This window comes from Mycoplasma todarodis, from assembly GCF_965212735.1.
GTDB classification, from domain to species: domain Bacteria; phylum Bacillota_I; class Bacilli_A; order Mycoplasmatales; family Metamycoplasmataceae; genus Mycoplasma_K; species Mycoplasma_K todarodis_A.
The window spans coordinates 146,687-169,767 of sequence record NZ_CBDBYJ010000002.1; the positions used below are offsets into that span (position 1 = coordinate 146,687).

General features: G+C 33.1%; 23 protein-coding genes and 8 tRNA genes. 28 read left to right on the top strand and 3 right to left on the bottom strand.

Annotation, left to right across the window (positions count from 1 at the left end; translation table 4 throughout):
* Window positions 1-3: 3 nt before the first annotated feature.
* The 6 genes from plsX to ACOMC1_RS02090 all read left to right on the top strand — a co-directional run bounded on the left by plsX (window position 4) and on the right by ACOMC1_RS02090 (window position 6,083).
* Window positions 4-990 carry a phosphate acyltransferase PlsX gene (plsX, locus tag ACOMC1_RS02065; protein WP_420330988.1) on the top strand — a complete coding sequence of 329 codons (987 nt, stop codon included), beginning with the start codon at window positions 4-6 and terminating at the stop codon, window positions 988-990.
* 24 nt (window positions 991-1,014) lie between these two features.
* Window positions 1,015-1,671, top strand: coding sequence for a ribonuclease III (gene rnc, locus ACOMC1_RS02070; RefSeq protein ID WP_420330989.1), 657 nt, complete (start codon window positions 1,015-1,017; stop codon window positions 1,669-1,671).
* On the top strand, window positions 1,671-4,598 hold the full coding sequence (locus ACOMC1_RS02075) for an AAA family ATPase (protein WP_420330990.1): 2,928 nt from the start codon (window positions 1,671-1,673) through the stop codon (window positions 4,596-4,598). Before rnc ends, ACOMC1_RS02075 begins: the two co-directional genes overlap by 1 nt.
* A gap of 37 nt (window positions 4,599-4,635) precedes the next feature.
* Window positions 4,636-5,076 (top strand): pantetheine-phosphate adenylyltransferase, encoded by a 441-nt coding sequence (gene coaD, locus ACOMC1_RS02080; RefSeq protein ID WP_420330991.1) that lies wholly within the window; start codon window positions 4,636-4,638, stop codon window positions 5,074-5,076.
* A 61-nt stretch (window positions 5,077-5,137) separates the two neighbouring features.
* On the top strand, window positions 5,138-5,821 hold the full coding sequence (locus ACOMC1_RS02085) for a winged helix-turn-helix domain-containing protein (RefSeq protein ID WP_420330992.1): 684 nt from the start codon (window positions 5,138-5,140) through the stop codon (window positions 5,819-5,821).
* 37 nt (window positions 5,822-5,858) lie between these two features.
* Entirely contained in the window at window positions 5,859-6,083 is a 225-nt protein-coding gene (locus tag ACOMC1_RS02090) for a Smr/MutS family protein (protein WP_420330993.1), read from the top strand.
* Between the two features lie 23 nt (window positions 6,084-6,106).
* On the opposite strand, the gene ACOMC1_RS02095 is transcribed toward ACOMC1_RS02090, so the two are convergent.
* On the bottom strand, window positions 6,107-6,880 hold the full coding sequence (locus ACOMC1_RS02095; RefSeq protein WP_420330994.1) for a potassium channel family protein: 774 nt from the start codon (window positions 6,878-6,880) through the stop codon (window positions 6,107-6,109).
* 83 nt (window positions 6,881-6,963) lie between these two features.
* Here ACOMC1_RS02095 and ACOMC1_RS02100 point away from each other — a divergent pair, with 83 nt between their 5' ends.
* From ACOMC1_RS02100 to ACOMC1_RS02130, 7 genes are all read left to right on the top strand, one after another.
* Complete coding sequence (locus tag ACOMC1_RS02100) at window positions 6,964-8,571, top strand: TrkH family potassium uptake protein (RefSeq protein WP_420330995.1); 1,608 nt, start codon at window positions 6,964-6,966, stop codon at window positions 8,569-8,571.
* A 160-nt stretch (window positions 8,572-8,731) separates the two neighbouring features.
* Window positions 8,732-8,806: transfer RNA gene (locus ACOMC1_RS02105), tRNA-Asn, on the top strand.
* Window positions 8,807-8,808: 2 nt separating this feature from the next.
* Window positions 8,809-8,884 (top strand) — tRNA-Glu (locus ACOMC1_RS02110).
* A gap of 4 nt (window positions 8,885-8,888) precedes the next feature.
* Window positions 8,889-8,964: transfer RNA gene (locus ACOMC1_RS02115), tRNA-Val, on the top strand.
* 3 nt (window positions 8,965-8,967) lie between these two features.
* Window positions 8,968-9,043 (top strand) — tRNA-Thr (locus ACOMC1_RS02120).
* 3 nt (window positions 9,044-9,046) lie between these two features.
* Window positions 9,047-9,122, top strand: a tRNA-Lys gene (locus ACOMC1_RS02125).
* Window positions 9,123-9,150: 28 nt separating this feature from the next.
* Window positions 9,151-9,235 (top strand) — tRNA-Leu (locus tag ACOMC1_RS02130).
* 86 nt (window positions 9,236-9,321) lie between these two features.
* Here the strand turns inward: ACOMC1_RS02130 and ACOMC1_RS02135 are convergent.
* Window positions 9,322-9,813 carry a hypothetical protein gene (locus tag ACOMC1_RS02135; protein WP_420330996.1) on the bottom strand — a complete coding sequence of 164 codons (492 nt, stop codon included), beginning with the start codon at window positions 9,811-9,813 and terminating at the stop codon, window positions 9,322-9,324.
* A 277-nt stretch (window positions 9,814-10,090) separates the two neighbouring features.
* Here ACOMC1_RS02135 and rpsB point away from each other — a divergent pair, with 277 nt between their 5' ends.
* From rpsB to ACOMC1_RS02205, 14 genes are all read left to right on the top strand, one after another.
* A complete protein-coding gene (rpsB, locus tag ACOMC1_RS02140; RefSeq protein ID WP_420330997.1) occupies window positions 10,091-11,119 on the top strand; it encodes a 30S ribosomal protein S2 in 1,029 nt (342 codons plus the stop codon).
* Between the two features lie 9 nt (window positions 11,120-11,128).
* Window positions 11,129-12,001, top strand: coding sequence for a translation elongation factor Ts (gene tsf, locus ACOMC1_RS02145; protein WP_420330998.1), 873 nt, complete (start codon window positions 11,129-11,131; stop codon window positions 11,999-12,001).
* 190 nt (window positions 12,002-12,191) lie between these two features.
* Window positions 12,192-13,439, top strand: a complete 1,248-nt coding sequence (glyA, locus tag ACOMC1_RS02150; RefSeq protein ID WP_420330999.1) for a serine hydroxymethyltransferase — start codon at window positions 12,192-12,194, stop codon at window positions 13,437-13,439.
* Window positions 13,440-13,608: 169 nt separating this feature from the next.
* A complete protein-coding gene (locus ACOMC1_RS02155; RefSeq protein ID WP_420331000.1) occupies window positions 13,609-14,070 on the top strand; it encodes a hypothetical protein in 462 nt (153 codons plus the stop codon).
* The gene (locus tag ACOMC1_RS02160) at window positions 14,054-14,818 is read left to right on the top strand and encodes a F0F1 ATP synthase subunit A (RefSeq protein ID WP_420331001.1); all 765 of its coding nucleotides are present in this window, start codon (window positions 14,054-14,056) and stop codon (window positions 14,816-14,818) included. The genes ACOMC1_RS02155 and ACOMC1_RS02160 overlap by 17 nt, the downstream gene beginning before the upstream one ends.
* Window positions 14,819-14,866: 48 nt before the next feature.
* The gene (gene atpE, locus ACOMC1_RS02165; protein ID WP_420331002.1) at window positions 14,867-15,190 is read left to right on the top strand and encodes an ATP synthase F0 subunit C; all 324 of its coding nucleotides are present in this window, start codon (window positions 14,867-14,869) and stop codon (window positions 15,188-15,190) included.
* Window positions 15,191-15,194: 4 nt separating this feature from the next.
* Window positions 15,195-15,743 carry a F0F1 ATP synthase subunit B gene (atpF, locus tag ACOMC1_RS02170; RefSeq protein ID WP_420331003.1) on the top strand — a complete coding sequence of 183 codons (549 nt, stop codon included), beginning with the start codon at window positions 15,195-15,197 and terminating at the stop codon, window positions 15,741-15,743.
* Complete coding sequence (locus ACOMC1_RS02175; protein WP_420331004.1) at window positions 15,743-16,285, top strand: F0F1 ATP synthase subunit delta; 543 nt, start codon at window positions 15,743-15,745, stop codon at window positions 16,283-16,285. The genes atpF and ACOMC1_RS02175 overlap by 1 nt, the downstream gene beginning before the upstream one ends.
* Window positions 16,285-18,030 (top strand): F0F1 ATP synthase subunit alpha, encoded by a 1,746-nt coding sequence (gene atpA, locus ACOMC1_RS02180; RefSeq protein ID WP_420331005.1) that lies wholly within the window; start codon window positions 16,285-16,287, stop codon window positions 18,028-18,030. The genes ACOMC1_RS02175 and atpA overlap by 1 nt, the downstream gene beginning before the upstream one ends.
* Window positions 18,030-18,881, top strand: coding sequence for an ATP synthase F1 subunit gamma (atpG, locus tag ACOMC1_RS02185; RefSeq protein WP_420331006.1), 852 nt, complete (start codon window positions 18,030-18,032; stop codon window positions 18,879-18,881). Before atpA ends, atpG begins: the two co-directional genes overlap by 1 nt.
* A gap of 14 nt (window positions 18,882-18,895) precedes the next feature.
* On the top strand, window positions 18,896-20,296 hold the full coding sequence (gene atpD / locus ACOMC1_RS02190; protein ID WP_420331007.1) for a F0F1 ATP synthase subunit beta: 1,401 nt from the start codon (window positions 18,896-18,898) through the stop codon (window positions 20,294-20,296).
* 11 nt (window positions 20,297-20,307) lie between these two features.
* On the top strand, window positions 20,308-20,724 hold the full coding sequence (atpC, locus tag ACOMC1_RS02195) for an ATP synthase F1 subunit epsilon (protein WP_420331008.1): 417 nt from the start codon (window positions 20,308-20,310) through the stop codon (window positions 20,722-20,724).
* 282 nt (window positions 20,725-21,006) lie between these two features.
* Window positions 21,007-21,099 (top strand) — tRNA-Ser (locus ACOMC1_RS02200).
* A gap of 3 nt (window positions 21,100-21,102) precedes the next feature.
* Window positions 21,103-21,178: transfer RNA gene (locus ACOMC1_RS02205), tRNA-Thr, on the top strand.
* A 57-nt stretch (window positions 21,179-21,235) separates the two neighbouring features.
* Here the strand turns inward: ACOMC1_RS02205 and ACOMC1_RS02210 are convergent.
* Window positions 21,236-21,943, bottom strand: a complete 708-nt coding sequence (locus ACOMC1_RS02210) for a PQ-loop domain-containing transporter (protein ID WP_420331009.1) — start codon at window positions 21,941-21,943, stop codon at window positions 21,236-21,238.
* 166 nt (window positions 21,944-22,109) lie between these two features.
* Between ACOMC1_RS02210 and ACOMC1_RS02215 the strand changes: the two genes are divergently transcribed.
* Complete coding sequence (locus tag ACOMC1_RS02215) at window positions 22,110-23,066, top strand: phosphotransacetylase (protein WP_420331010.1); 957 nt, start codon at window positions 22,110-22,112, stop codon at window positions 23,064-23,066.
* Window positions 23,067-23,081: the final 15 nt, after the last annotated feature.

The following is a 23,081-nucleotide window of genomic DNA, read 5'->3' on the forward strand; positions in this document are numbered from 1 at the left end:
ATTATGACAACAATAGCCTTTGACGTAATGGGAAATGACAACGGGGTAAAACCCGCTGTTGTTGCTTCATTGCGTTTTATTAAGAAAAACCCTAATTACAAAGTTATTTTAGTTGGGGATAAAAAACAAATTGATAAAGTTCTTAAAGAACAACATGACAGAATTGAGATATTAGATGTTGCAAATGTTGCTGATCCTAAAAGGGGAGCAATGATTGTAAGGGATAGAACAACCTCAATGTATAAAGCAATTGAATTAGTTAAAAAAGGTGAAGCGGAAGTTGTTTTATCAGCTGGTTCTTCAGCTGGATATATAGCTTATGCAACACTTTCACTTAAGAGACTTCCAGGAGTTTCAAGGCCAGCATTTATGCCTGTTTTCCCAACAAATCAACCAGGGAAAAGATTTGTAATGATGGATGTTGGTGCAACATTAGAAGTTGATGGGGAATTACTTTACCAATGAGCAAAAATTGGGAATGTATTTTCAAAACACATTTTAGGTGTTCAAAAACCAAGAGTTTCTATTGTTAATGTAGGTGCCGAAAAAGGAAAAGGTATGCCTTTCCATAATGAAGCATATGACTTACTCGAAAAAGATAAAAAGATTAATTTCCAAGGTTTTGTGGAAGCAAGAGAATTATTAACAGCAGCAACAGATGTTGCGGTTGTTGATGGTTATGCAGGAAATATGATTCTTAAATCAATGGAAGGTACAGGATTAACTATTGGTAGAACACTTAAAAAAGCTATTAAGAAAAATCCGATTCGTATCTTAGGGGCACTATTAGCCAGGGGTGCATTGAAAAATCTTAAGAGTACATTAGATTTCCGTACAGTTGGAGCAGCATGAGTTATTGGTGTTGATGGAATCGTTATTAAATCACACGGTTCTTCAGATGAAAAAGCATTTGCCGGTGCTTTTGGTCAAATTCAAGAAGCTATTAACAATGATGCTATGAATAAAATAAGGAAAGAAATCCAAAAATAATAATTACATAATAAGGAGAGAATTATGAAAGAAATCTTAGAACAGTTCGGGATAGAACCAAAAGATATCGATCTTTATTATCAAGCGTTTACACATCAAACGTTTGCTAATGAACATAGATACAACCTCACATACCAAAGGTTGGAATTTGTGGGTGACGCCTTAATTGATGCGGCGGTTGGAATATATCTATTTAAGAATTATAAAAAACTAGATGAGGGTGAAATGACACTTTTAAGAGCAAAAGTTGTAAATAAAGAGTCATTTGCAAAACTATCAAGAAGATTAAATTTAGGTCAATTACTCAGAGTAGGTAATGGAGCTAATGAGTTAAAAGATAATGAATCGATACTTGCTGATTTATTTGAATCTTTTACAGCAGCTATCTACCTAGATCAAGGTCAAGATATTTTTGAAGCATTCTTAGATGCAACAGTTTTTGAAGAAATAAGAAAAAATGTTTCTTCTGAATTGAAAGATCCAAAAACATTACTTCAAGAATTTTTACAAACTGAGTCAAGAGAAGCTATTCAGTATAAAACACATAAAGATGGTGGACATTTCTTTGCAAAAGTTCAACACGATGGACATTACTTCGGTTCGGGTAAAGGATTATCTAAAAAAGAAGCGGAACAAAATGCTGCTAAATCAGCATTGAAAATTTTAAAAGGAGCGAAATAATGAGATTAATTAAAGTAATTGCACATGGATTTAAATCTTTTGCAGACAAAACAGTTTTAAACTTTGATGGTGGTGTTGTGGGTATTGTTGGACCAAACGGTTCAGGTAAATCAAATATCAATGATGCTATTAAATGAGTTCTTGGAGAGCAATCTTCAAAATCATTACGTGGAGATTCAATGGAAGATGTTATTTTTGCTGGTTCAAAAACAGTTCCTGCTATGAACTTCGCTGAAGTTACATTAACATTCGATAATAGTGAGGGTAGAGTTTCTTTACCACATAAGAAAATCTCTATTACTCGTAAATTAACACGTGGTAAAGGTGGAAATCAATATTTCATCAATGGCGACATTGCAAGATTAAGAGACATTAAAGAAATAGCGATGGAAACAGGGATGTCAAAATCTTCACTTGCTATCATTTCACAAGGAACAATTTCAGATATTGCACAAGCTACACCAGAAGAAAGACGTGGAATTTTTGAAGAAGCTGCTGGAATATCAAAATATAAATCAAGAAAAAAAGAAGCTATTAAAAAATTAGATAATACAACAGAAGCTTTAGAAAAAGTACAAACAGTTGTTTATGAACTGGAACGTCAATTAAAACCTTTAAGAAAACAAGCTGAAAAAGCGGAACTTTACTTACAAAAAACAGGTGAATTAAAAGATGTTGAAGTTGGTTTAATAGTTGAAGATGTTGCTTATTTTAGAGAACAATTAGAAGAACTTAATGAAAAATTATCTGACGTAATTGATACTAAAGATGATTTAGAAACAAGGATTTCAAATTCAGAAAAAGATATTGAACAAAAAACAGCATACAAATTAAATCTTGAAAACGAAGTTCTTAATCTAAACACTAGATTCCAAGAAGTTTCTGAATCAATTAGAGACTTAGAGCTTAAAGATTCAATTACTTCACAAAGACGTCAAATGATTATAGATGGTCAAGTTACAACTTCAGAAGCTGCCAAAACAGAAGCGATGAAAGAACAACTAGAAGAACTTTCAGCTAAATTAGCTCAATACAAAACATGAATTGCTCGTGCTGAAGAAGATGTTAGAAGCAAAAAGCAAGATGCATCTGAAAAAGAATTAAGAATTTCAAAATTACAAAGTAAAAAAGAACTTGATGCAACTAAATTATTCAAAATAAAAACAAAAATTGATATTTTAGAAGATCATAAAAACAACAAAACAAATTTATTCCAAGGTACTAAAACAATTGTTGAAAATAAGGGTACTTTCCCAGGTGTTAAAGGGATTGTTGCGGATTCAATAGAAGTTCCTGAAGAATATACAACAGCTGTTGAAACAATCTTGCAAAATGCATTACAACACATCGTTGTTGATAATTCAAAAACAGCCGTTGAATGTGTTAACTTCCTTAAAAGAAATAGAGGTGGACGTGCTACTTTCATTCCTTTAGCTTCAATTCAACCAAAAAGTATAAGAGAAGATCATAAATTAGCACTTACATCACAACCAGGATTTATCGGTGTTGCCGCTGATTTAGTTAATTCAAAACCACAATATAACATTCTTAAAAAATTCTTATTAGGAAATATTATTGTTGTTGATTCAATCGAAAATGCAACACAAATATCAAAACTATTGCAACAACGTTATATGGTTGTTACTAAAACAGGAGATATTATTCGTGTTGGTGGAGTTATTGCTGGTGGACAAGCTGGTAAAACTAGAGATCTTTTAGGTGTTGACAAGCAAATTGATAAACTTAAAGCTGCAAGACCACTTATCGAAAAAGAAGTTGAACAAATTACCGCTGAGATTTCTTCTTTATCTAATGTTATTTCAGAAGATAGAGCAATAATTGGTGAACTTTATGTTGAAGTTGCTAAGACAAAAGAAAAAGAATCTAATGTTAAAGAACAATACTTATATTTAAAAGATAAATATGAAGTTGCTGCAAATGAAAAATTTGATATTTCAAAAACTCAAGAGATTTCACTTGGTTCAGTAGAAAACTTTGAAGCTGAAAAGTCACAACTTTCTGCAACATTAAAAGCAAAACGTGAAAAAATCATGGCTATTAATAATGAACTTACACAAGAGACTTTAATGAAAACAGAGCTTGAAAAATCACTTCGTCAAATTATGAAAGATTCTTCTGAAAATATGACTAAGAAAAATCAAGCTGAATTCTATGTAAATACAGCTACAAAACGTCTTGCTGAAGAATACTCAATGACAATTGATGCTGCAGCAGAAGAATTCACTCTTGAAATCGATAGAGAAGAAGCTAGAGAATTCGTTTCACGTATGAGAAAAGAAATTAATGAAATTGGTCATGTAAACCTTGATTCAATTAAATCATTTGAAGAAGTTAATGAAAGATTCACTAAATTAAAATCTTCAGAAGAAGAATTATTCTCAGCACAACAAACAATCTTAGCTGCTATCAATGAAATGGATAAAATCATTATCACTAAGCTTGACACAACTGTTAAAGCCACAAGAGAAGAATTCCAAAAAGTATTCGAAACAATGTTTGGTGGGGGTACTGCTGAAATTAAATATACAAACCCAGAAAACCTTCTAGAAACAGGTATTGATGTTATTGCACAACCTCCTGGTAAATCAGTTAGAAACTTAAAACTATTCTCAGGTGGAGAAAAAGCAATTATTGCTATCTCACTTCTATTCGCAATACTTAAATCAAAACCACTTCCATTATGTATTCTTGATGAGGTTGAAGCTGCACTAGATGAAGCTAACGTATTGAGATATGCTCAATTCCTACAATCACTAAAAGAATCTACACAATTTATTGTTGTTACACACCGTGTTGGAACAATGGAAAATGTTGATCACTTATTCGGTGCTACAATGCAAAACAGAGGGGTTACATCATTCTTCTCAGTTAAATTAGATACAGCAAAAGAATTAATTGAAAGCTAATGCTTTCTTTTTTTTATTATTTTTATATAATGAATGTATGAAAAAAGCAATTTATCCAGGTTCATTTGATCCATTCCACAAAGGACATTTATCAATATATGAGAAAGCATTGAAATTATTTGATGAAGTAATCATATATGTTACCAATAACGATACCAAGGAAAACCAAACATCTTTAGAACTTAGGGAAGAGGCTATCAGGACTCAACTACCTAATTGCAAAATGATTGCTGCTGATAAACTAACAGCATTGGTGGCACAAGAAAATGATGCACTTTATATTGTGAGAGGTTTGAGGACATATGATGAAGTTGAATATGAATTATTGATTGCTTCAATTAATAAAACGCTTAATAATAAAGTGGAAACTGTAATTATTTTTTCTGATGAAGAATTAAAAGAAATTTCTTCTTCAACAATAAGGGAATTACAACAAAAATATAGTGAAGATTTTAATAAGCTCACAAACACTAAGTAGTCCTGTCGTGTGATAGGACATTTTTTGTATTAAAATGGCACTATTTTTATATAATTGATGTATGGCATTAAGAAACACATTACAAATTTACTTCATTACAAATAAACAGAGAGAAGAGTATGAAACATTATCTGAAGTTTGAAGAACTTATTTCAATATTAAGACTTACTATATTTCAGAAAAGAACGCCGCATCATTAATTGGTAAAAAGGTAGATTTCCTTTTCATTGATAATGATATTAAGAAAGATACAATCACTTGAGAGTATCTAAATGAAATTAGAAAATTTAACCCATATTTTAAAAACGTATGATTCCATGATATCTTTTTCAAAGATAGAACATATGAATTCCTAAAATCTGGTGCTGATGATATTATTTATTTTGAAGCTGAATTTGAATACATGAAATGAAAGACCATTGCTCTATTGAGACGTAGGTGAGAAACACACTCAAACGACAATGTTGTATTTCACAGAGGACTTATTGTTAACAATGTTAATAATGAGTGCTTCCTCAACGACAAACACATAGAATTATCTAAAAAGGAGTTCCAAGTTCTAAAAGTGATCGTGGAAGCAGAGCCAGATGAGTTCGTTCAAAGACAACACATCTATAAAACAGTATGAAAACATGATGATAATGATCCAACTAGAGTTGTTCAACAAATCATCCAAAACCTTAAACGTAAAATTGGTAAAGATTATTTCGAAATTGTACGTAATAAAGGAATTAAACTCGCCTAAAAAAACACATTAGTGTTTTTTTCTTTATAATCTTTATATGTTATATTACGATTTACACGGATTAAATGAAGAAGAAGCTATTCAAGAAATTGAGATGGCTATACTTTCTTTCGAAATGAATGAGTATGAAGATGAGATGGAAATTGTAACTGGTCATGGTACAGGGAGGATCAAAGCCGTAGTTGAAGATATATTATATGAATATGGTTTTGCATGACATCATAGAAATAATAATACTGGTGCTTATATAGTTACAAAGTAATAAAAAAAATCCTAAACAGGATTTTATTTTTTTGCTTTTGCTTTTTGTTTAATCATTTTCTTTGTAACAACTCTTCTTAATGTTTTATCAGCAACTTTACTTTTTCTAACTTCAAGTGTTGCTTCATAACCATTAGCTTCTTCAAATATCTTTGTGATATTTTGGATTTTACCAATAACAGTAATTTTGTCATTTTCTTTCATAACTAAGTTACCTTGAGGAAGAATAACTTTTGAATTCCTATTTAATGAAACAACAGAAACTCCCATGTTAACAAATCTCATATCTTTAAGTTCTTGGTCGAATCATGAAGCATTTTTAACAATTGTAGTTCCAATTGCATATCCATCTCCAACTTCTTGAAGTCCTTCTGAATATTTAATGAATGATGAGTTTGTTGCTATGATGGCTGTACGAATTCCAGCTTCAGCTTCAGGTCTAACAATGATATCTACACCAATTTGTCTTAAAACACGTTCGTGTCTAATAGATTTAGCTTTCGCAATAATATGTTTAACACCAATTTCAAGAAGTGCAGCGATAATCTCAATGTTATCTGAGATACCAACGATAACAGTATCGAACTTTTCAAGACCTAATCCTCTTAAACCTTCGATATCTGCACCATCAGCAACAGCAACAGAGTTGGCCATCCTTGATACTTCAATAATATTTTTTTCGTCAGCATCGATAGCTAGAACATATCTATTCATACTAACTAATTGCTCAACAACAGCTGTACCAAAACGACCTGTTCCGATAACGGCTATATCTTTTTTATTTGCTTTTTTACTCATTTCTTCTCCTTTAAAACAAAGCTTATTTAAAACTTTTGATAAATATATTATAAGTGATTTTGTTTTTTTACTATAATTTATATATGCTTTTTAAAAACAAATCAAAATTAAAGAAAAGAAAACGTAAAAATTTATCTCATCATAACTATGTCAGCCCATGGTATGAGAGGATAATCTTTAAGTTTAAAAACCTTTCTTTCATAAAACATATTCTTATATTTTATTTATTTATTACATTTATAGGTTCAGGAATCTTAATGCTTCCCTTCGCTCATAACGGTTCAATAAATTATGTGGATGCTTTATTTACTTCAGCTTCAGCTTTCTCTGATACTGGATTGGTAACATTACAAACTTCAACAACATGGACAATGTTTGGACAGGCTGTTATAGCCGTCTTAATTCTTGTTGGTGGTATTGGATGATTTGCCTTAAAGATATTCTTATTCAATATTCTTTTTGGTAGATCGATATCTCTTACATCAAGAGCAGCATTATCGGCTGAGCGTGGAAACGTTCGTATTGGAGAAACTAGACAACTTATTAAAGTTTCAGTTATTGCTATTTTCACAATGATGACAATAGCAGGTCTAGTGCTTTCTCTATACTTCTTCTACTCTGATTCATTCTTTGTTGGGGTTCAAGGTTCAGGGATGGGTGTAAATCCACATGGTGATTGAGCTCTTTCAATTAGATATGGTGTATTCCATTCTATATCTGCTATTAACAATGCAGGGTTTGATATTATGGGTGGACATTCAATCGCTCCTTACTTCTCAGACTACTTTGTTCAAATTATCTTTATTGTATTATTTGTATTCGGTGGTATTGGTTACCCTGTTATACATGATGTGTGACAATACTTTGTTGCAAAACGTAAAGGCGAAAGATTTAGATTCTCATTATTTACTAAAATTTCATGTATTACCTATTTATTAATATCGTTGATAGGAATAACTTTAACCTTCTGGATTGAAGCTACAGCAAAATCAACAACAAACAATCCTTCATTCTGGAATTCAACAGAATTATTATTTGATGGTCAAAAAGTTGGGATGGGTCAGCAAATGACAACCAGCAATAAAGTTATGGCTATTATATTTAATACTTTATCTACACGTAACGCGGGATTCGGTACAGTTAACTTCCATAACTTCACTTCAGCTACATTAGTTGTACACTCAGTTATGATGTTCATCGGATCTGCACCATCTTCTACAGCTGGTGGTATTAGAACAACAACATTTGCAATAGTTGTAATGTCATTCTGAGCTAAAATCAGAGGTAAATCATCAGTTAGGGCGTTTAATAGACGTATAGCGAGTGATACAGTGTGAAATGCTTACGTTGTAACAACCGTCTCTATATTTATGGTTATAGTGGTTACATTGATCGCTACAACCTCATTTAACACTTACGGTGGTGAAATACCATTCGGAGCTAACTATAAGAATGAGGTGGATGCTCAATACGACTTTACTGATTTATTCTTTGAAGTCTCCTCTGCGTTCGGTACTACCGGATTATCAACTGGTCTAACATCGAAGTTAAATATAGCTTCAAAAATAACCTTAATACTAATTATGTTCATTGGACAGCTCGGTGTTTCTTCAACAATCTTTACTTTTGGGAACAAAAAACAAAGATCAAGACACTACAAATATATTGAAGAAGACATCACAATTGGTTAAAACACCTTATTTATGGTGTTTTTTTATTTGCAATTTAGTCAATAATGGGTTAAAAAAGCCCATAAAATAAGCTTTTTCCATTAATTTAGAAAAAAAATAAAAAAAGTTGGTTAAAGTTCCGATTTTTCACTTATAATAATTAAGCACATTCATCAATGTTGCCGATTTAGCTCAGTGGTAGAGCAGCTGGCTGTTAACCAGTTGGTCACAAGTTCAAATCTTGTAATCGGCGCCAATGGCCCGTTGGTGAAGTGGTTAACACACATGGTTTTCATCCATGCATTCACGGGTTCGAGTCCCGTACGGGTCACCATTTTGGAACATTAGCTCAGTTGGGAGAGCATCGCCCTTACAAGGCGAGGGTCGTGGGTTCGAGCCCCTCATGTTCCACCATTCGCTGGTTTAGCTCAGTTGGTAGAGCAACGGTCTTGTAAACCGTAGGTCGTAGGTTCGACTCCTATAACCAGCACCATACGCGCCCTTAGCTCAGTTGGTAGAGCAAATGGCTTTTAACCATTGGGTCAGAAGTTCGAATCTTCTAGGGCGTACCAAATGTCCACGGACACCATTCGATACCCTGCGCGGGTGGCGGAATTGGCAGACGCGCTAGTTTTAGGCACTAGTACTTTACAGTGTGAGGGTTCAAGTCCCTCTCCGCGCACCATATCATCCCAATAAAGGATGTTTTTTTTCGCTAAAATATTATTTTAATAAAAAAAGATAACTCATAACGAGTTATTTTTTTAATCCTTATAATATGCTGTGACTAAGTGATCCTTCAAGTGTGCTTCTTAATTCATTCGTTGCATAGAAGAAGTAAGCAGATATTCCAAAAAGAATAATACTTAAAATTACCATTGCTAACATAAACTTTGTTACTTTATTTATTACATGGATTGGTTTTTCCAATGTTGCGAAGTATACCCCTAATGTCACTGCACTCAATATAATTGACAATGAGAATAATGTGATCAGAACCGCATAACATCCTCTAGCTTCTTCAGCGTGAGTACCAATAATTGGTGAATCCGCTCAATCCGCAAGTTTTATATCAAAGTTTTTTGTAGTTTTGTTAGGGTCTCACCTTCCGCCAGTAACTTGTTGGAACTCTATCGAGAAAGCAAAGAGGAACAATGAAGATATTAGGACTATAGCTAGGAAAAATCCTACAGCTATACCTACTCTTGTTTGCATCTTTAAACTTGAATTCTTTATTTTTTCTATAAAACTATTTTTACCCATTTCTCTCCTTTAAATATTTTTTATATGTCAATTATAATTATTTGTTTCAAAAAGGTGCATAATGATAATTAAAAATCACACAAAACAAAACAAAAAAACTTGCATTTTTTGTATTGTAATTGCTTTAAACAATAGTTTATATGATAAAATACTTAAGAATTAAACCCACATTGGGAAATTCATCAATCACTATAGAGGATTCGCTAGGGTGTGCTCGAGAAGGGTGCTTAGCGTTAGAAACTATAGGCAGAACAACAAACACTAAGGAGAATATAACATGGCAGAAAATCAAAAAGTAGAAGCAAAAAAAGAAATTGTTTCTAAACAAAAACTTCTAGAAGCTGGAACATACTTCGGTCACAGAACAGCTCAATGAAACCCAAAAATGAAACCTTATATCCATATGGCTAAAAAAGGTACACATATTATCGACATTCAACAAACACAAAGAACATTAGAATTTGCTTACCAAATCATTAACAAATTCGCTTCAAGAGATGCTTCATTCATCTTTGTTGGAACAAGAAAACAATCAAAAGTTGCAGTTAAAGAAAACGCTCTAAGAACTAGACAATCATACGTATCAGAAAGATGATTAGGTGGTATCTTAACAAACAACAGAACAATCTTCCAAAGAGTTAGAAGAATGCAAGAACTTGAAAGACTACAAGAAGGTGGTTTTGCAGGTTACACTAAAAAAGAAGGTGTTCTATTCACTAAAGAATTAGAAAAACTACAAAGAAACCTTAACGGTATCAGAAACATGAAAGGTAGACCACACGTAATGATCGTGGTAGACCCACAACACGATTTAAACGCTGTTAAAGAAGCAAGAAGATTAGGAATGAAAATCGTTGGTATTACAGATACTAACTGTGATCCTTCACTAGTTGATATTGCTATCCCAGCTAACGATGATTCAGCTAAATCAGTAACATTAATCTTAACAATCCTTGCAGATGCTATTGCAGCAGCTAAAGGTGGAAAAGAATTATTTGCTTACAAATCAGACGATGAAATCGTTCTTCCTGAAGAACCTAAGAGAGAAAGAAAATTCCCTCAAAGAGGACCAAGAAGATTTAACGACAACAGAAGACCAGCTTTCAACAGAAACACAAGACCAGCAGCATCTAATGCAGCTCCAAAAGCTGAAGCAACAACAGAAGCTAAACCAGCAGCAAAAGCTGAGAAAAAAGGTTTAGAAGCACATACAGTAGCAGAATTAAGAGAAATGGCTAAAGCTAAAGAACTTAAAGGTTACTCAACACTAAAAAAAGCTGAGCTTATCGAAGCTCTACAAGCGTAAGGAGATAAAATGGCAGTTACAGCACTACAAGTTAAAGAACTTAGACAAAGAACAGGAGCAGGAATCTTAGATTCTAAAAAAGCTCTTGAAGCTACAGACGGAGACGTTGATAAAGCTATCGAATGACTACAAGAAAGAGGGCAAGCAAAAGCCGCTAAAAAAGAAAGTAGAATCGCTGCTGAAGGTTTAGTAGCAACAGCACAAAACGAAAAAGCAGCAATCATGGTTGAAATCAACTCTGAAACTGACTTCGTTGCTAAGAATGCTCAATTCCAAGAATTAGTTAAAACAATCGCAAACGGACTTCTAGAAGTTGAATTCTCAACAGATGAAGAAGCAGCTAACGCAATCGTAAATGGTAAAACAGTTACAGAACTATGTGTAGAAGCAACTTCTACAATCGGAGAAAAAATCTCATTCCGTAGAGCGAAGAAAATCGTTAAAGCTGATAACCAATTTATCGGTTCATACACACATGCTAATGGACAAATTTCTTCATTAGTTGTTATTGAAGGTGGAAATGAAGAAGCGGCTAAAAACGTTTCAATGCACGTTGCAGCTATGAATCCAGAATTCCTAGATGCAGATGCAATGCCTCAAGAAACAATTGCAAAACACAAAGCAGAAATCATGGAAGAGTTAAAAGATGTTAACAAACCAGAAAAAATTAAAGAAATGATGGCTGAAGGAAAACTTAGAAAAATCCTTTCTGACCTAACACTTGTTGATCAAGAATTCGTTATGGAAAAAATGCCAGTTTCAAAATACCTAAAAGGACAAGGATCAAAAGCTATCTCAATGGCTAGATTCCAAGTTGGAGAAGGTATTGTTAAAGAAGAAGCAGATTTCGCAGCTGAAGTTGCAGCACAAATGGGTGCATAATTTAAAAAATAATTTTAAACAACCTTGATGGTTGTTTTTTTATTTGTTGAATGTATTAAAATATATTGGTAATATTAATTAGTAAAAAATGGAAAAGGTAAGCCCTTAGTTATTTTTTTCTCATTAAGTTTTAAATGAAAGAAATAGTCATTATAATTTATAAAAGAATATTCTTTTAAAAGGAGAAAATATGTACAAAAAAATCGAGTTAGAAGATAAGTTAATTGAAAACGCTATTAATCAAGAGTTGAAAAGACAACAGTCACACATCGAACTAATTGCATCAGAGAATTATGTATCAGATGACGTTATGAAAGCTACAGGTTCAATATTAACAAATAAATATGCGGAAGGATACCCAGGAAAACGTTACTATGATGGTACTGAATTTGTTGATATTGTTGAAAACGCAGCAATTGATAGATTGAAAAAGTTGTTTAATGTAGAATATGCAAATGTTCAAGCACATTCTGGTTCTTCAGCTAATGCAGCAGCAATAGCGGCAGTTATAAAACCAGGAGAAAAAATTCTTGGTATGTCATTGGATGCTGGTGGACATTTAACACATGGTTATAAAATTAATTTCTCAGGTAATTTTTATGAAACAGCAACTTATGGTGTTGATTCTAATGGACTTATTAATTATGATGAAGTTTTAGAGATTGCAAAGAAAGAAAAACCACAACTTATTATTTGTGGAGCATCAGCATATTCAAGAACAATTGATTTCAATAAGTTTAAAGAAATAGCTGATGAAGTTGGAGCTATATTAATGGCTGATGTTGCTCACATTTCAGGACTAATTATTGCTGGTCTACATCCTACACCGGTAGGTTTAGCAGATATTATTACTTCAACAACTCACAAGACACTTCGTGGGGCAAGAGGTGGTGTTATCATGACTAATGATGCTAAACTTTCTAAACAAATTGATAGGTGAATCTTCCCTGGTTACCAAGGAGGACCACTTCTTCACTCGATCGCTGGTAAAGCGGTGGCTTTTGGGGAAGCTTTAAAACCAAGTTTTATTGATTATCAAAAACAAATAGTTAAAAATGCTCAAGCATTTGCAAATTGATTCATTGAAAATGGATCACCAGTAATTTCAAATGGAACAGATAACCATTTATTCATCGTTGATGTTAAAACTGGATATGGAATTACAGGTAAAACAGCATCAAGCGTGCTTCAATCTATAGGTATTACTATAAATAAAAATACAATTCCTAATGATACAGAATCTCCTTTTGTAACTTCTGGTATTCGTCTTGGAACACCTGCAATGACATCGAGAAATTTAAAGGAAGAAGAATTTATTGAAATAGCAAAAATAATTGATTCAGCATTAACAAATTACAACGATAAAACCGTTATTTTAGAGTTGAAGAACAAAGTTTTAGACATTACTAATAGATTTCCAATTGTAACTAAATACTAGTTACTTTTTTCTAACTTTTATTTTAATTAATTACTTGATTTTTAAACAAAAAGGAGTAAAATTAAATTGGGTATTACAAAGTAATATTATAACTTTCACAAGACTTCGGCCTTCGTACCGTGTTTTTTGTTATTAAAAAATGACTTCCTAAATATACCCGGAGGCAAAAGTGCTAAAAGATAAAAATATTCGTAAAAGTATGTTTACACTTGCTATTATCAGTACGATTTTGATAATAGCTTTTGGTATAGCATCAATATGAAATTACACTCTTTTAATTGGATTTGTTGTAGGACTTATGGTTTCTGTAACAGCATTCATATTCAATGCCTTCTCAGCTAAATTATTACTCTCTAAAAGAAGAAGTAAAAGATTAGCTTCCTTTCTTGGAATAGTTAGAATAACTTTTCAGATGACATGATACGTCATATGGGTATTCGCTATCATTGCAATTGATAGTGCAGTACAAGGTTATGGTTTTGGAGGCGGTGGTTCCCACTCAGTCTTGAAACCTATAAACCTATTAACATTCATAGTAGGAATTAGTATGGTGGCTATAAGCATAGTCGTTGCTCACATCCCAAGTTTCTTTAAGAGACATAAGGAGAGTGAAGATGGACAAAGTAGCTAAAAACATTAACAAATGATGACAACCACAACTTGTTTCACTAGTATTGGTAACTATCTTACTAGTAGTTATCGCAATAATCGTATATAGTAAAGTTAAAAAAATCAAACCAAACGAAGCACCGAAAGGTGTGGCATTCGTTGCAGAACAATATGTAATGGGAGTTGACAACCTATTTAAATCTGTTGCCGGAAAAGATAAGCTACAACCAGTAGCACCTTATATCTTTACACTATTAACATTCTTAATGGTGGGTAACTTATTTGGACTAATCGGTCTAGAACCACCTACAACATCATATTCAGTACCACTTACTTTAGGTATGGTATCTTGAATTGGTATTTATGTTGTTGGGATTATCTATCAAAAACATAGATTCTTTAAAAGGTTCGCAAATCCTCTAGAATTAATTGGACAATTTACACCACTTATTTCAATCTCTTTCCGTCTATTCGGAAATATGATTGGTGGTGCAACAATCATGTTCCTAGTCTATCACTTGACTGGAGCCATATGATCACACGTTCCATATCTAGGAGAAATAAACTTATTAGGATCGCTATTAGCACCTCCACTACATTTCTACTTTGATATATTTGACGGTATTATTCAAGGATTCGTATTTACATTGCTTACAACAGTGTATTGATCACTTGAAGCCACTGCAGACGATGAACGTCCTGTAGAAAAAGATGAAAAAGTTATTGCATTCGCTAAACAAAAAGGAAAATTAAAAACAAATAAAGCCTAAGCGCTTTAAAAACAAATAAAGCCTAAGAGCTTATATAAGGAGAAAATTATGACATCACAAATAATTGAAGGAATTAATAAATCAGTTGCCTCAGTAGGTAAAGTTGCGGCAGAAAAAGGTCAAGAAGGAATTTCAACAGGTGCTGGTCTAGCATATGGTCTAGTTGCCGTTGGTGCTGGTCTTGCTATGGTTGGTGCTGCTGGTGCTGGTGCTGGTCAAGGTATTGCTGCTGGTAGAGCTGCTGATGCTGTTGGTAGAAACCCAGAAGCAGAAGCAAAAATCCGTACAATGATGATCGTTGGTTCAGCCATCGCTGAATCTGCAGCTATCTATGCTCTAATCGTTTCAATTCTTCTAATCTTCGTTTACTAATTAAATGAACAAAATTTTAATTGCAACTCAAAATAAATCAGCAACGTTATCAGATGAACTAAATGATAAATTTAGTGCGTTGTTCCCATCTTGAGTAACAATTGTAGCTACTGTTTTAGCATTTACAATTCTTTTAATTGTTCTTACACTATTAGTGTGAAAACCAGTTAAAAAGATGGTTAAAAGCAGACAAGCATACATTCAAAACAATATCGATGAAGCAACAGCACAAAACACTGAAGCTTCTAACGATAGAGAAAAAGCTAATCAAGAGTTAGTTGAAGCAAGAGTTGAAGCAGCACAAATTGTTGCTGATGCTAAATTTGCAGCTGAAAAAAATAGAACAGCTATTAAAAAGCAAGCAAAAGAAGAATCAGAAAAAATTCTTGCAAATGCTAAAGAAGAAATCGAAGCAGAAAAAACTAAGTTAGCAAAAGAAACAAAACAAGAAATTGTTGAAGTTGCTTTAGCTGCAGCTGCTAAGATTGTTGAAAAAGAAGTTGATTCAAAAGTTAATAGAAAACTTATTGAAGACTTCGTGGCACAGCCATAATGCAATTACATATCAATGGATATTCACTTGCATTACTTGATATAGCACAAGAAGAAAAGAAACTAGATAATTATAAAGAACAAGCGATGATTATTGTTGAGGTTTTAACAAAGAACCCGACATATATTAATATTCTTGGATCATACGCAATCGAAACCCAAGAAAAATTAGCATTGGTTGAAAAAACATTCGCAAATAAAATTGAAGAATGTTTAAAAAATTTCATTCTGCTTTTAGTAGAAAAGAAAAGAGTGAAGTATTTAATACCAGCATTGAAGAGATTAATCTCATTAATTAATGAAGAAAAAGATATTCATGAAGGTATAGCATATTCAGTTAAAAAATTAACAGCTAAACAACTAAAAGATATTGAAGCAACAACTTCAAAAACATTAGGTTTAAAAGTTACATTAGTTAACAAACTTGATTCTGAATTAATTTCAGGAGTTAAGGTCGTTGTTGGGGATCAAGTAATTGATAACTCAATAGCCACAAAAATACAAAATTTAAGACAACAACTATTAGAAGGGCAGGTACAATAATGGCCTTAAAAGCAAGCGACATTAGTGCTGTAATAAAGTCACAGATCAAAGCATACGGATCTAAAATCGAAACTGCGGAAATTGGAACAGTTATTTCTGTTGGTGATGGTATTGCTCTAGTATCAGGTCTTGACAAAGCAATGCTTGGAGAACTATTAGAGTTCGAAGGCGGAGTTTATGCAATGGCACTTAATCTAGAAGAAGATGCTGTCGGAGCCGTACTTATGGGTTCAGACATAAACATTAAAGAAGGGGACACCGTTAAAAGAACTGGGAATGTTATTTCAATTCCAGTAGGTGACCAATTACTTGGACGTGTAGTTAATGCACTTGGACAAGCACAAGATGGTGGAAAAGCTATTGACAAGAAAGTACAAAAGGAAATATTCAAAATTGCTCCTGGTGTAATGTCTCGTAAAGAAGTTAATGAACCATTAGAAACAGGTATTGTAGCGATTGACTCAATGATTCCTATTGGAAAAGGTCAACGTGAATTAATTATCGGAGATAGACAAACTGGTAAAACAGCTATTGCTCTAGATGCGATCATTAACCAAAAAGGTAAAAACGTAAACTGTGTTTATGTTGCTATCGGACAAAAAAACTCAACAGTTGCTCAAATTGTTGAAAAACTTAAAGCTGCTGGTGCAATGGAATATACAACTGTTGTTACTGCTACAGCTTCAGAATTAGCTCCTCTACAATATATAGCTCCTTATTCAGGTGTTACAATTGCAGAAGAATGAATGGAAAACGGGAAAGATGTACTTATTGTATATGATGATTTATCTAAACATGCTGTTGCATATAGAACATTATCACTACTATTAAGAAGACCACCTGGTCGTGAAGCATATCCTGGAGATGTTTTCTACCTACACTCTCAATTATTAGAACGTGCAGCTAGAGTTAACGAAGAATATGGTGGTGGTTCAATTACTGCATTACCAATTATCGAAACACAAGCTGGAGATATTTCAGCCTACATCCCAACAAATGTTATTTCAATTACTGATGGTCAAATATTTACAATGTCTGACTTATTCAATTCAGGGCAAAGACCTGCCGTAGATCCTGGTTTCTCAGTTTCTCGTGTTGGATCAACAGCTCAAATCAAAGCTATGAAAAAAGTTTCAGGTTCTCTAAAATTAGAACTAGCTCAATATAACGAAATGGCAGCATTTGCTCAATTTGGTTCAGATCTAGATCAATCAACAAGAGAAATCCTAAATCATGGTGGACGTGTGCTTGAAGTACTTAAACAAGGACAATACGCACCTATCAATCAAATTGATCAATCAATCGTTTTACTTGCAGTAAAAGAAAGATTAATCAACCCAATCCCAGTTTCAGAAATGGGTAGATTTAAAAATGAACTAATTAAATTCTTCTCAACTGATTCAAAAGCCAAAGGACTTAGAGATGCATTAGCATATACTAAAGAGTTTGACGACCTATTAGAAGACAACATCAAATACATCATTTATGAATTTGTACAAAAATTCATAAAAACAATCGAAAACTACAACGAAAAAGACAACGACAAATTACCAGAAGTTGCAAAACCAGGTACATATAAAGCTCCAGTTAAAAAAGCAACTGCTAAAAAAACAGTAGCTAAAAAAGCTCCAGCTAAAAAAGCAACTGCTAAAAAAGCACCAGCTAAAAAAACTACAGCAAAAAAACCTGCAACTAAAAAAGTTACTAAAGCAAAAACAACAACAAAGAAAACTACTAAGAAATAATGGCTTCATTACAAGAAACAAAAAGTAGACTAACTTCCGTAAGTACTACAAAGAAGATCACAAAAGCAATGCAACTTGTTGCAACTGCTAAATTAAGAAAAGCAAAAAGTAACTTAGAATCAATTCAAGAATATTACACATCAGTGTATGAAACATTCCAAAAACTATTGAACAATGTTTCAGATGTTAAAAAACTATTTCCACAAAATGCAAAAGAATCAACATTACATATCGTTATTACATCAGACCTTGGTCTATGTGGTGGATATAACTCTAATGTTCTAAAACTATTAAAATCAGATATTAAACCATCAGATAAAATAATTGTTTTAGGTAATAAAGGTATTTCTCATCTAGGAGCAGTTGCAATCCCTACTTTTAAAGAGTATGCAAGTGTTGGAGATGAACCTAATTATGATTATGCATCAGGTATTGGACAAGAAGCAATTTCTCAATATCTAGCGGGTGAAGTAAATAAAGTTAAGTTAATTCATACAAAATTTATTAACTCAGTTACATTTGAAGCAGAAAGTACTCAATTACTTCCAATTGAGAAACCACAAAATAGCGAAACAGAAGCTCCACAAACAGTTAAAGTAATGACTGAATTTGAACCTTCACCAGAAATTGTTCTTAAAAAATCAATTCCTCTATACGTTTCAGCTATGATCTTCGGTTCAATGGTGGAATCAAAAGTTTCTGAAATGTCATCGCGTCGTACAGCAATGGAAAACGCCACAGACAATGCAGAAGAGTTAATCAAGAAACTAAATCTTGAATACAATAGAGCCAGACAAGCAGCAATCACTCAAGAAATTTCAGAGATTGTTGGTGGATCTGAAGCTCAATAATTAAAGGAGACATTATGGCAAAAAATAAAAATATAGGTAAAGTAGTCCAAGTTCTTGGACCCGTAATTGACGTTAGATTTGAAAGCGATAAATTACCAAATCTACTTAATGCTCTAGTAATTACAAAAGGTAAAGAAACATTCGTTGTTGAAGTAGCACAACACATTGGTGATGATACAGTTCGTACAATCGCTATGGGTGCAACTACAGGTCTTGTTAGAGGATTAGATGTTGAAGATACAGGAGCTCCAATTTCAGTTCCTGTTGGTAAAGAGGTTCTAGGACGTATGTTCAACGTTCTTGGAGACCCAATTGATGAAAAACCTGCTCCAAAAGGTGCAGTAACATCTCCAATTCACCGTGAAGCCCCTTCATATGAAGAACAAAGATCATCAGCTGAAGTACTTGAAACAGGTATTAAAGTTGTTGACCTACTAGTTCCATATGCAAAAGGTGGAAAAATCGGTCTATTTGGTGGTGCTGGTGTTGGTAAAACAGTTCTTGTTCAAGAACTTATTAACAATATCGCTACGCAACATGGTGGACTTTCAGTATTCGCTGGTGTTGGTGAAAGAACTCGTGAAGGTAATGACCTTTACCACGAAATGAAAGCAGCTGGTGTTTTAGATAAAACAGCACTAGTGTTCGGTCAAATGAACGAACCTCCAGGGGCTCGTATGCGTGTTGCCTTAACAGGACTAACAATGGCTGAATATTTCCGTGATAAATTTGGACAAGATGTTCTACTATTTGTTGATAACATCTTTAGATTTACTCAAGCTGGTTCAGAGGTATCTGCCTTATTAGGTCGTATGCCTTCAGCCGTTGGTTACCAACCAACATTAGCTACAGAAATGGGTGCGCTTCAAGAACGTATCACTTCTACTAAGAAAGGGTCAATCACATCAGTTCAAGCTGTTTATGTGCCTGCCGATGACCTTACTGACCCCGCTCCTGCTACAACATTTACTCACCTAGATGCTAAAACAGTTCTAGATCGTAATATTGCTGCGTTAGGTATCTATCCTGCTGTTGATCCTTTAGGATCAGCTTCAAGAATGCTTGACCCAGAAGTAGTTGGACAAGAACACTATGATGTTGCACGTAACGTTCAAAAAATCTTACAAAGATTTAGAGAGTTACAAGATATCATTGCTATTCTTGGTATGGATGAACTTTCAGAAGAAGATAAGAAAGTTGTTGCTCGTGCTAGACGTGTGCGTAACTTCCTTTCACAACCATTCTTCGTTGCTGAAAAATTCTCTGGTATCGAAGGTAAATTCGTTAAACCAGAAGATACAGTTCGTGGTTTCAAAGAAATTATCGAAGGTAAACATGATGATTTACCTGAATCTGCATTCTTATATGTAGGAACAATCGAAGAAGCTATTGAAAAAGCTAATAAGAAAAAATAAAGGAGAATTATATGACAGAAGATAAAAACAGAACACATCTGAAAATAATTACTCCTGAAGGAATATTCTATGATCAACCAGTTTCAATCGTTACTGTTAAAACATCAGAAGGATATATTGGTCTTCAAAGGGGCCGTATTCCTATTGTTGGATCTATAGAAATTTCACCATTAATCATTGGTACAAAAGGACAAGACAATTATATGGATTGTGCAATCGCTGGTGGTTTGTTATATGCTGATAAAGAATCAGTTACTATCATTACTGATGCAGTAGAAGAAAAATCTAAAATTGATATTAATCGTGCAGCTAAAGAGAAACAAAAAGCTGAAAATGCATTGAAAGCTCAAAAAGATGCCGCTGAAATATTGAAACTTAAATTTTCACTTCAAAAAGCTATTAACAGAATTAATGTAGGTAATCTATAATGGATTATCCTTCATGAGCGAAGATAATCACATACTTTCTAGCTATAGGTATAGTTGGGTATGTATTGCTCGCAGTAGACTGAACTAAGATGATTAAAGGAACACACAAATCCTTTGGAATTGCCTTATATATAATCGTATCTTTAGCACTTGGATATGGTTTAGGAAGTCTTGTGGTCAAAATTGTAAGTTTGGCCATTATTTAAAAAAAGAAACAGCCTTTTCCAGCTGTTTTTTTATTTGCGATTTTCATATATTGTATAATTCATAAGATGAATCAAAGGGCGATTACTCAAGTCTGGCTGAAGAGACAACACTCGAAATGTTGCAGGGGCTTCACGGCCCGCGGGGGTTCGAATCCCTCATCGCCCGCCATTTGCCGTCTTAGCTCAGTAGGTAGAGCGCATCCATGGTAAGGATGAGGTCGTGGGTTCGATTCCCACAGTCGGCACCATATGTCAAAGACACACAAAAAAAGCGATTATTCGCTTTTTTTACTTGAAAATATGAATTAATCTATATTTTGCTTTAAAGTTATGATGTTTTTAATTTTTATAATTGTTATAGTTATCATTGATAATACGGATATTGAAGTAAATATTATTCCTGCAATGTATTTCATAACATCATCATTAACAGCTTGAATCATTAAGTATGTAATCATAAGTGAATTACCAAGAATGAATGCCAAACATAAATTCAATGAAGTTGCTTTTGTATCTTGTGTTTTTACGGTTTTGATTGCTTGAGGTAAGAAAGAAAGACCTGTGAAAGAAGATCCTATTAATGAAATAACTAATATCATTTTATCTTCACCAATTTTATCTTTTTCATTAATTGCTAATATTGAAAATGCAATACATGTAACTATTAAAGTAAAGATGATTGCTACCATGAAGACTCTTAAGGCGAATAGAGGTTTACTGAAGTGTTCTTTTTTATATTCACCATCAGTTTTTCTGTTTCTTAAAATATAGTAAATAACAGGTATTGTCATTAAACCACAAAGTCCTTGACCTATTGTTAAAACTATTCCACCGTGATTGCTTAAAAGCATTCCATAGACTATTCAAATGATTCTACCAATCATATTTACAGTTCAAGAAGTTAACGACAATCCGAATGAATGTTTTTCTGTTCAGATTTTTACTATTTGAAATAAAAATGATGCATCAAGTATTATCATTCCTATGATTAAAATTATTAATAAGTTATCCATAGAAAATATTTTACTCTAAAATCTTTTTAAATTTACTTATTTGCAATAAAAAATCAACTTATAACTTTAAAACAAAAAAATAAGTATTGCTTTTTTAAAAGATAAATATCTTTTGTGTTGTTAAAGTGTTTATAATTTATGTAATGAATGATGTTAGGAGTGTAATATGGCATTTAGACAACAAATAATAGAATTAGTTAAAAATTTAGATACAAAGAAACGCATCTTATTGCTTGATGGTGTTGAAGAAAGAAATTTGAAAGCTGCAATCAAACATACAAAAGATGGGATTGTAGAAACTATTCTTTTATTAGAGGAACACAATACTGAAATAGAATCTCAGATAAAAACAATTGTTATTTCTGATTATAAACACAGAAAACAAGAATTTGTAGAACTGTATTTAAGTAAGAGAAATGGTAAAGAAACCATAGAACAAGCAGAACAAGTTATATTCCAGCCTAATTACTTTGGAATGTTGTTACTTGAGTTGGGTGAAGTTGATGGAATTGTTGGAGGATTAACACTCCCAACTTCTCAAATATTAAGTCCTGCATTCAAGATTATCAAACCTAAAGAAGGTGTTAAAACTATTTCATCTGTAATGATTATGGAAAAAGAGTCTGAACACTATCTATTCTCTGATATATCAGTTGTGCCAGAACCAACACAAGATCAATTAGTGGATATTGCAATTAATGCATCTAACTTTTCTAAAAAGGTTGGTATAAAAGATAAAGTTGCTTTCCTTTCTTTCTCTACTTCAGGTTCTGCTAATCATGAATCTGCGAAAAAAGTTTATAACGCTAAAGAAGAATTCAATAATAAATTCCAACCTAGCTATAAAGCAATAGGTGAAGTACAATTTGATGCTGCGTTCAATCCTGAAATTAGAAAAAGTAAATATAAAGAAGAAGGTTTTGAAGATAAAGCAACAATCTTTGTATTCCCTTCATTAGATTCTGGGAATATTGGATATAAAATCGCACAAGGTATGGGTGGTTTTGGAGCTATCGGTCCTATAGTGACGGGTTTAAATAAACCAGTTAATGACTTATCAAGAGGTTCAACTATTGATGATGTCTACAATACAATATTAATAACTGCATTACAAGGAAAATAAAATAAAGAGCAATGC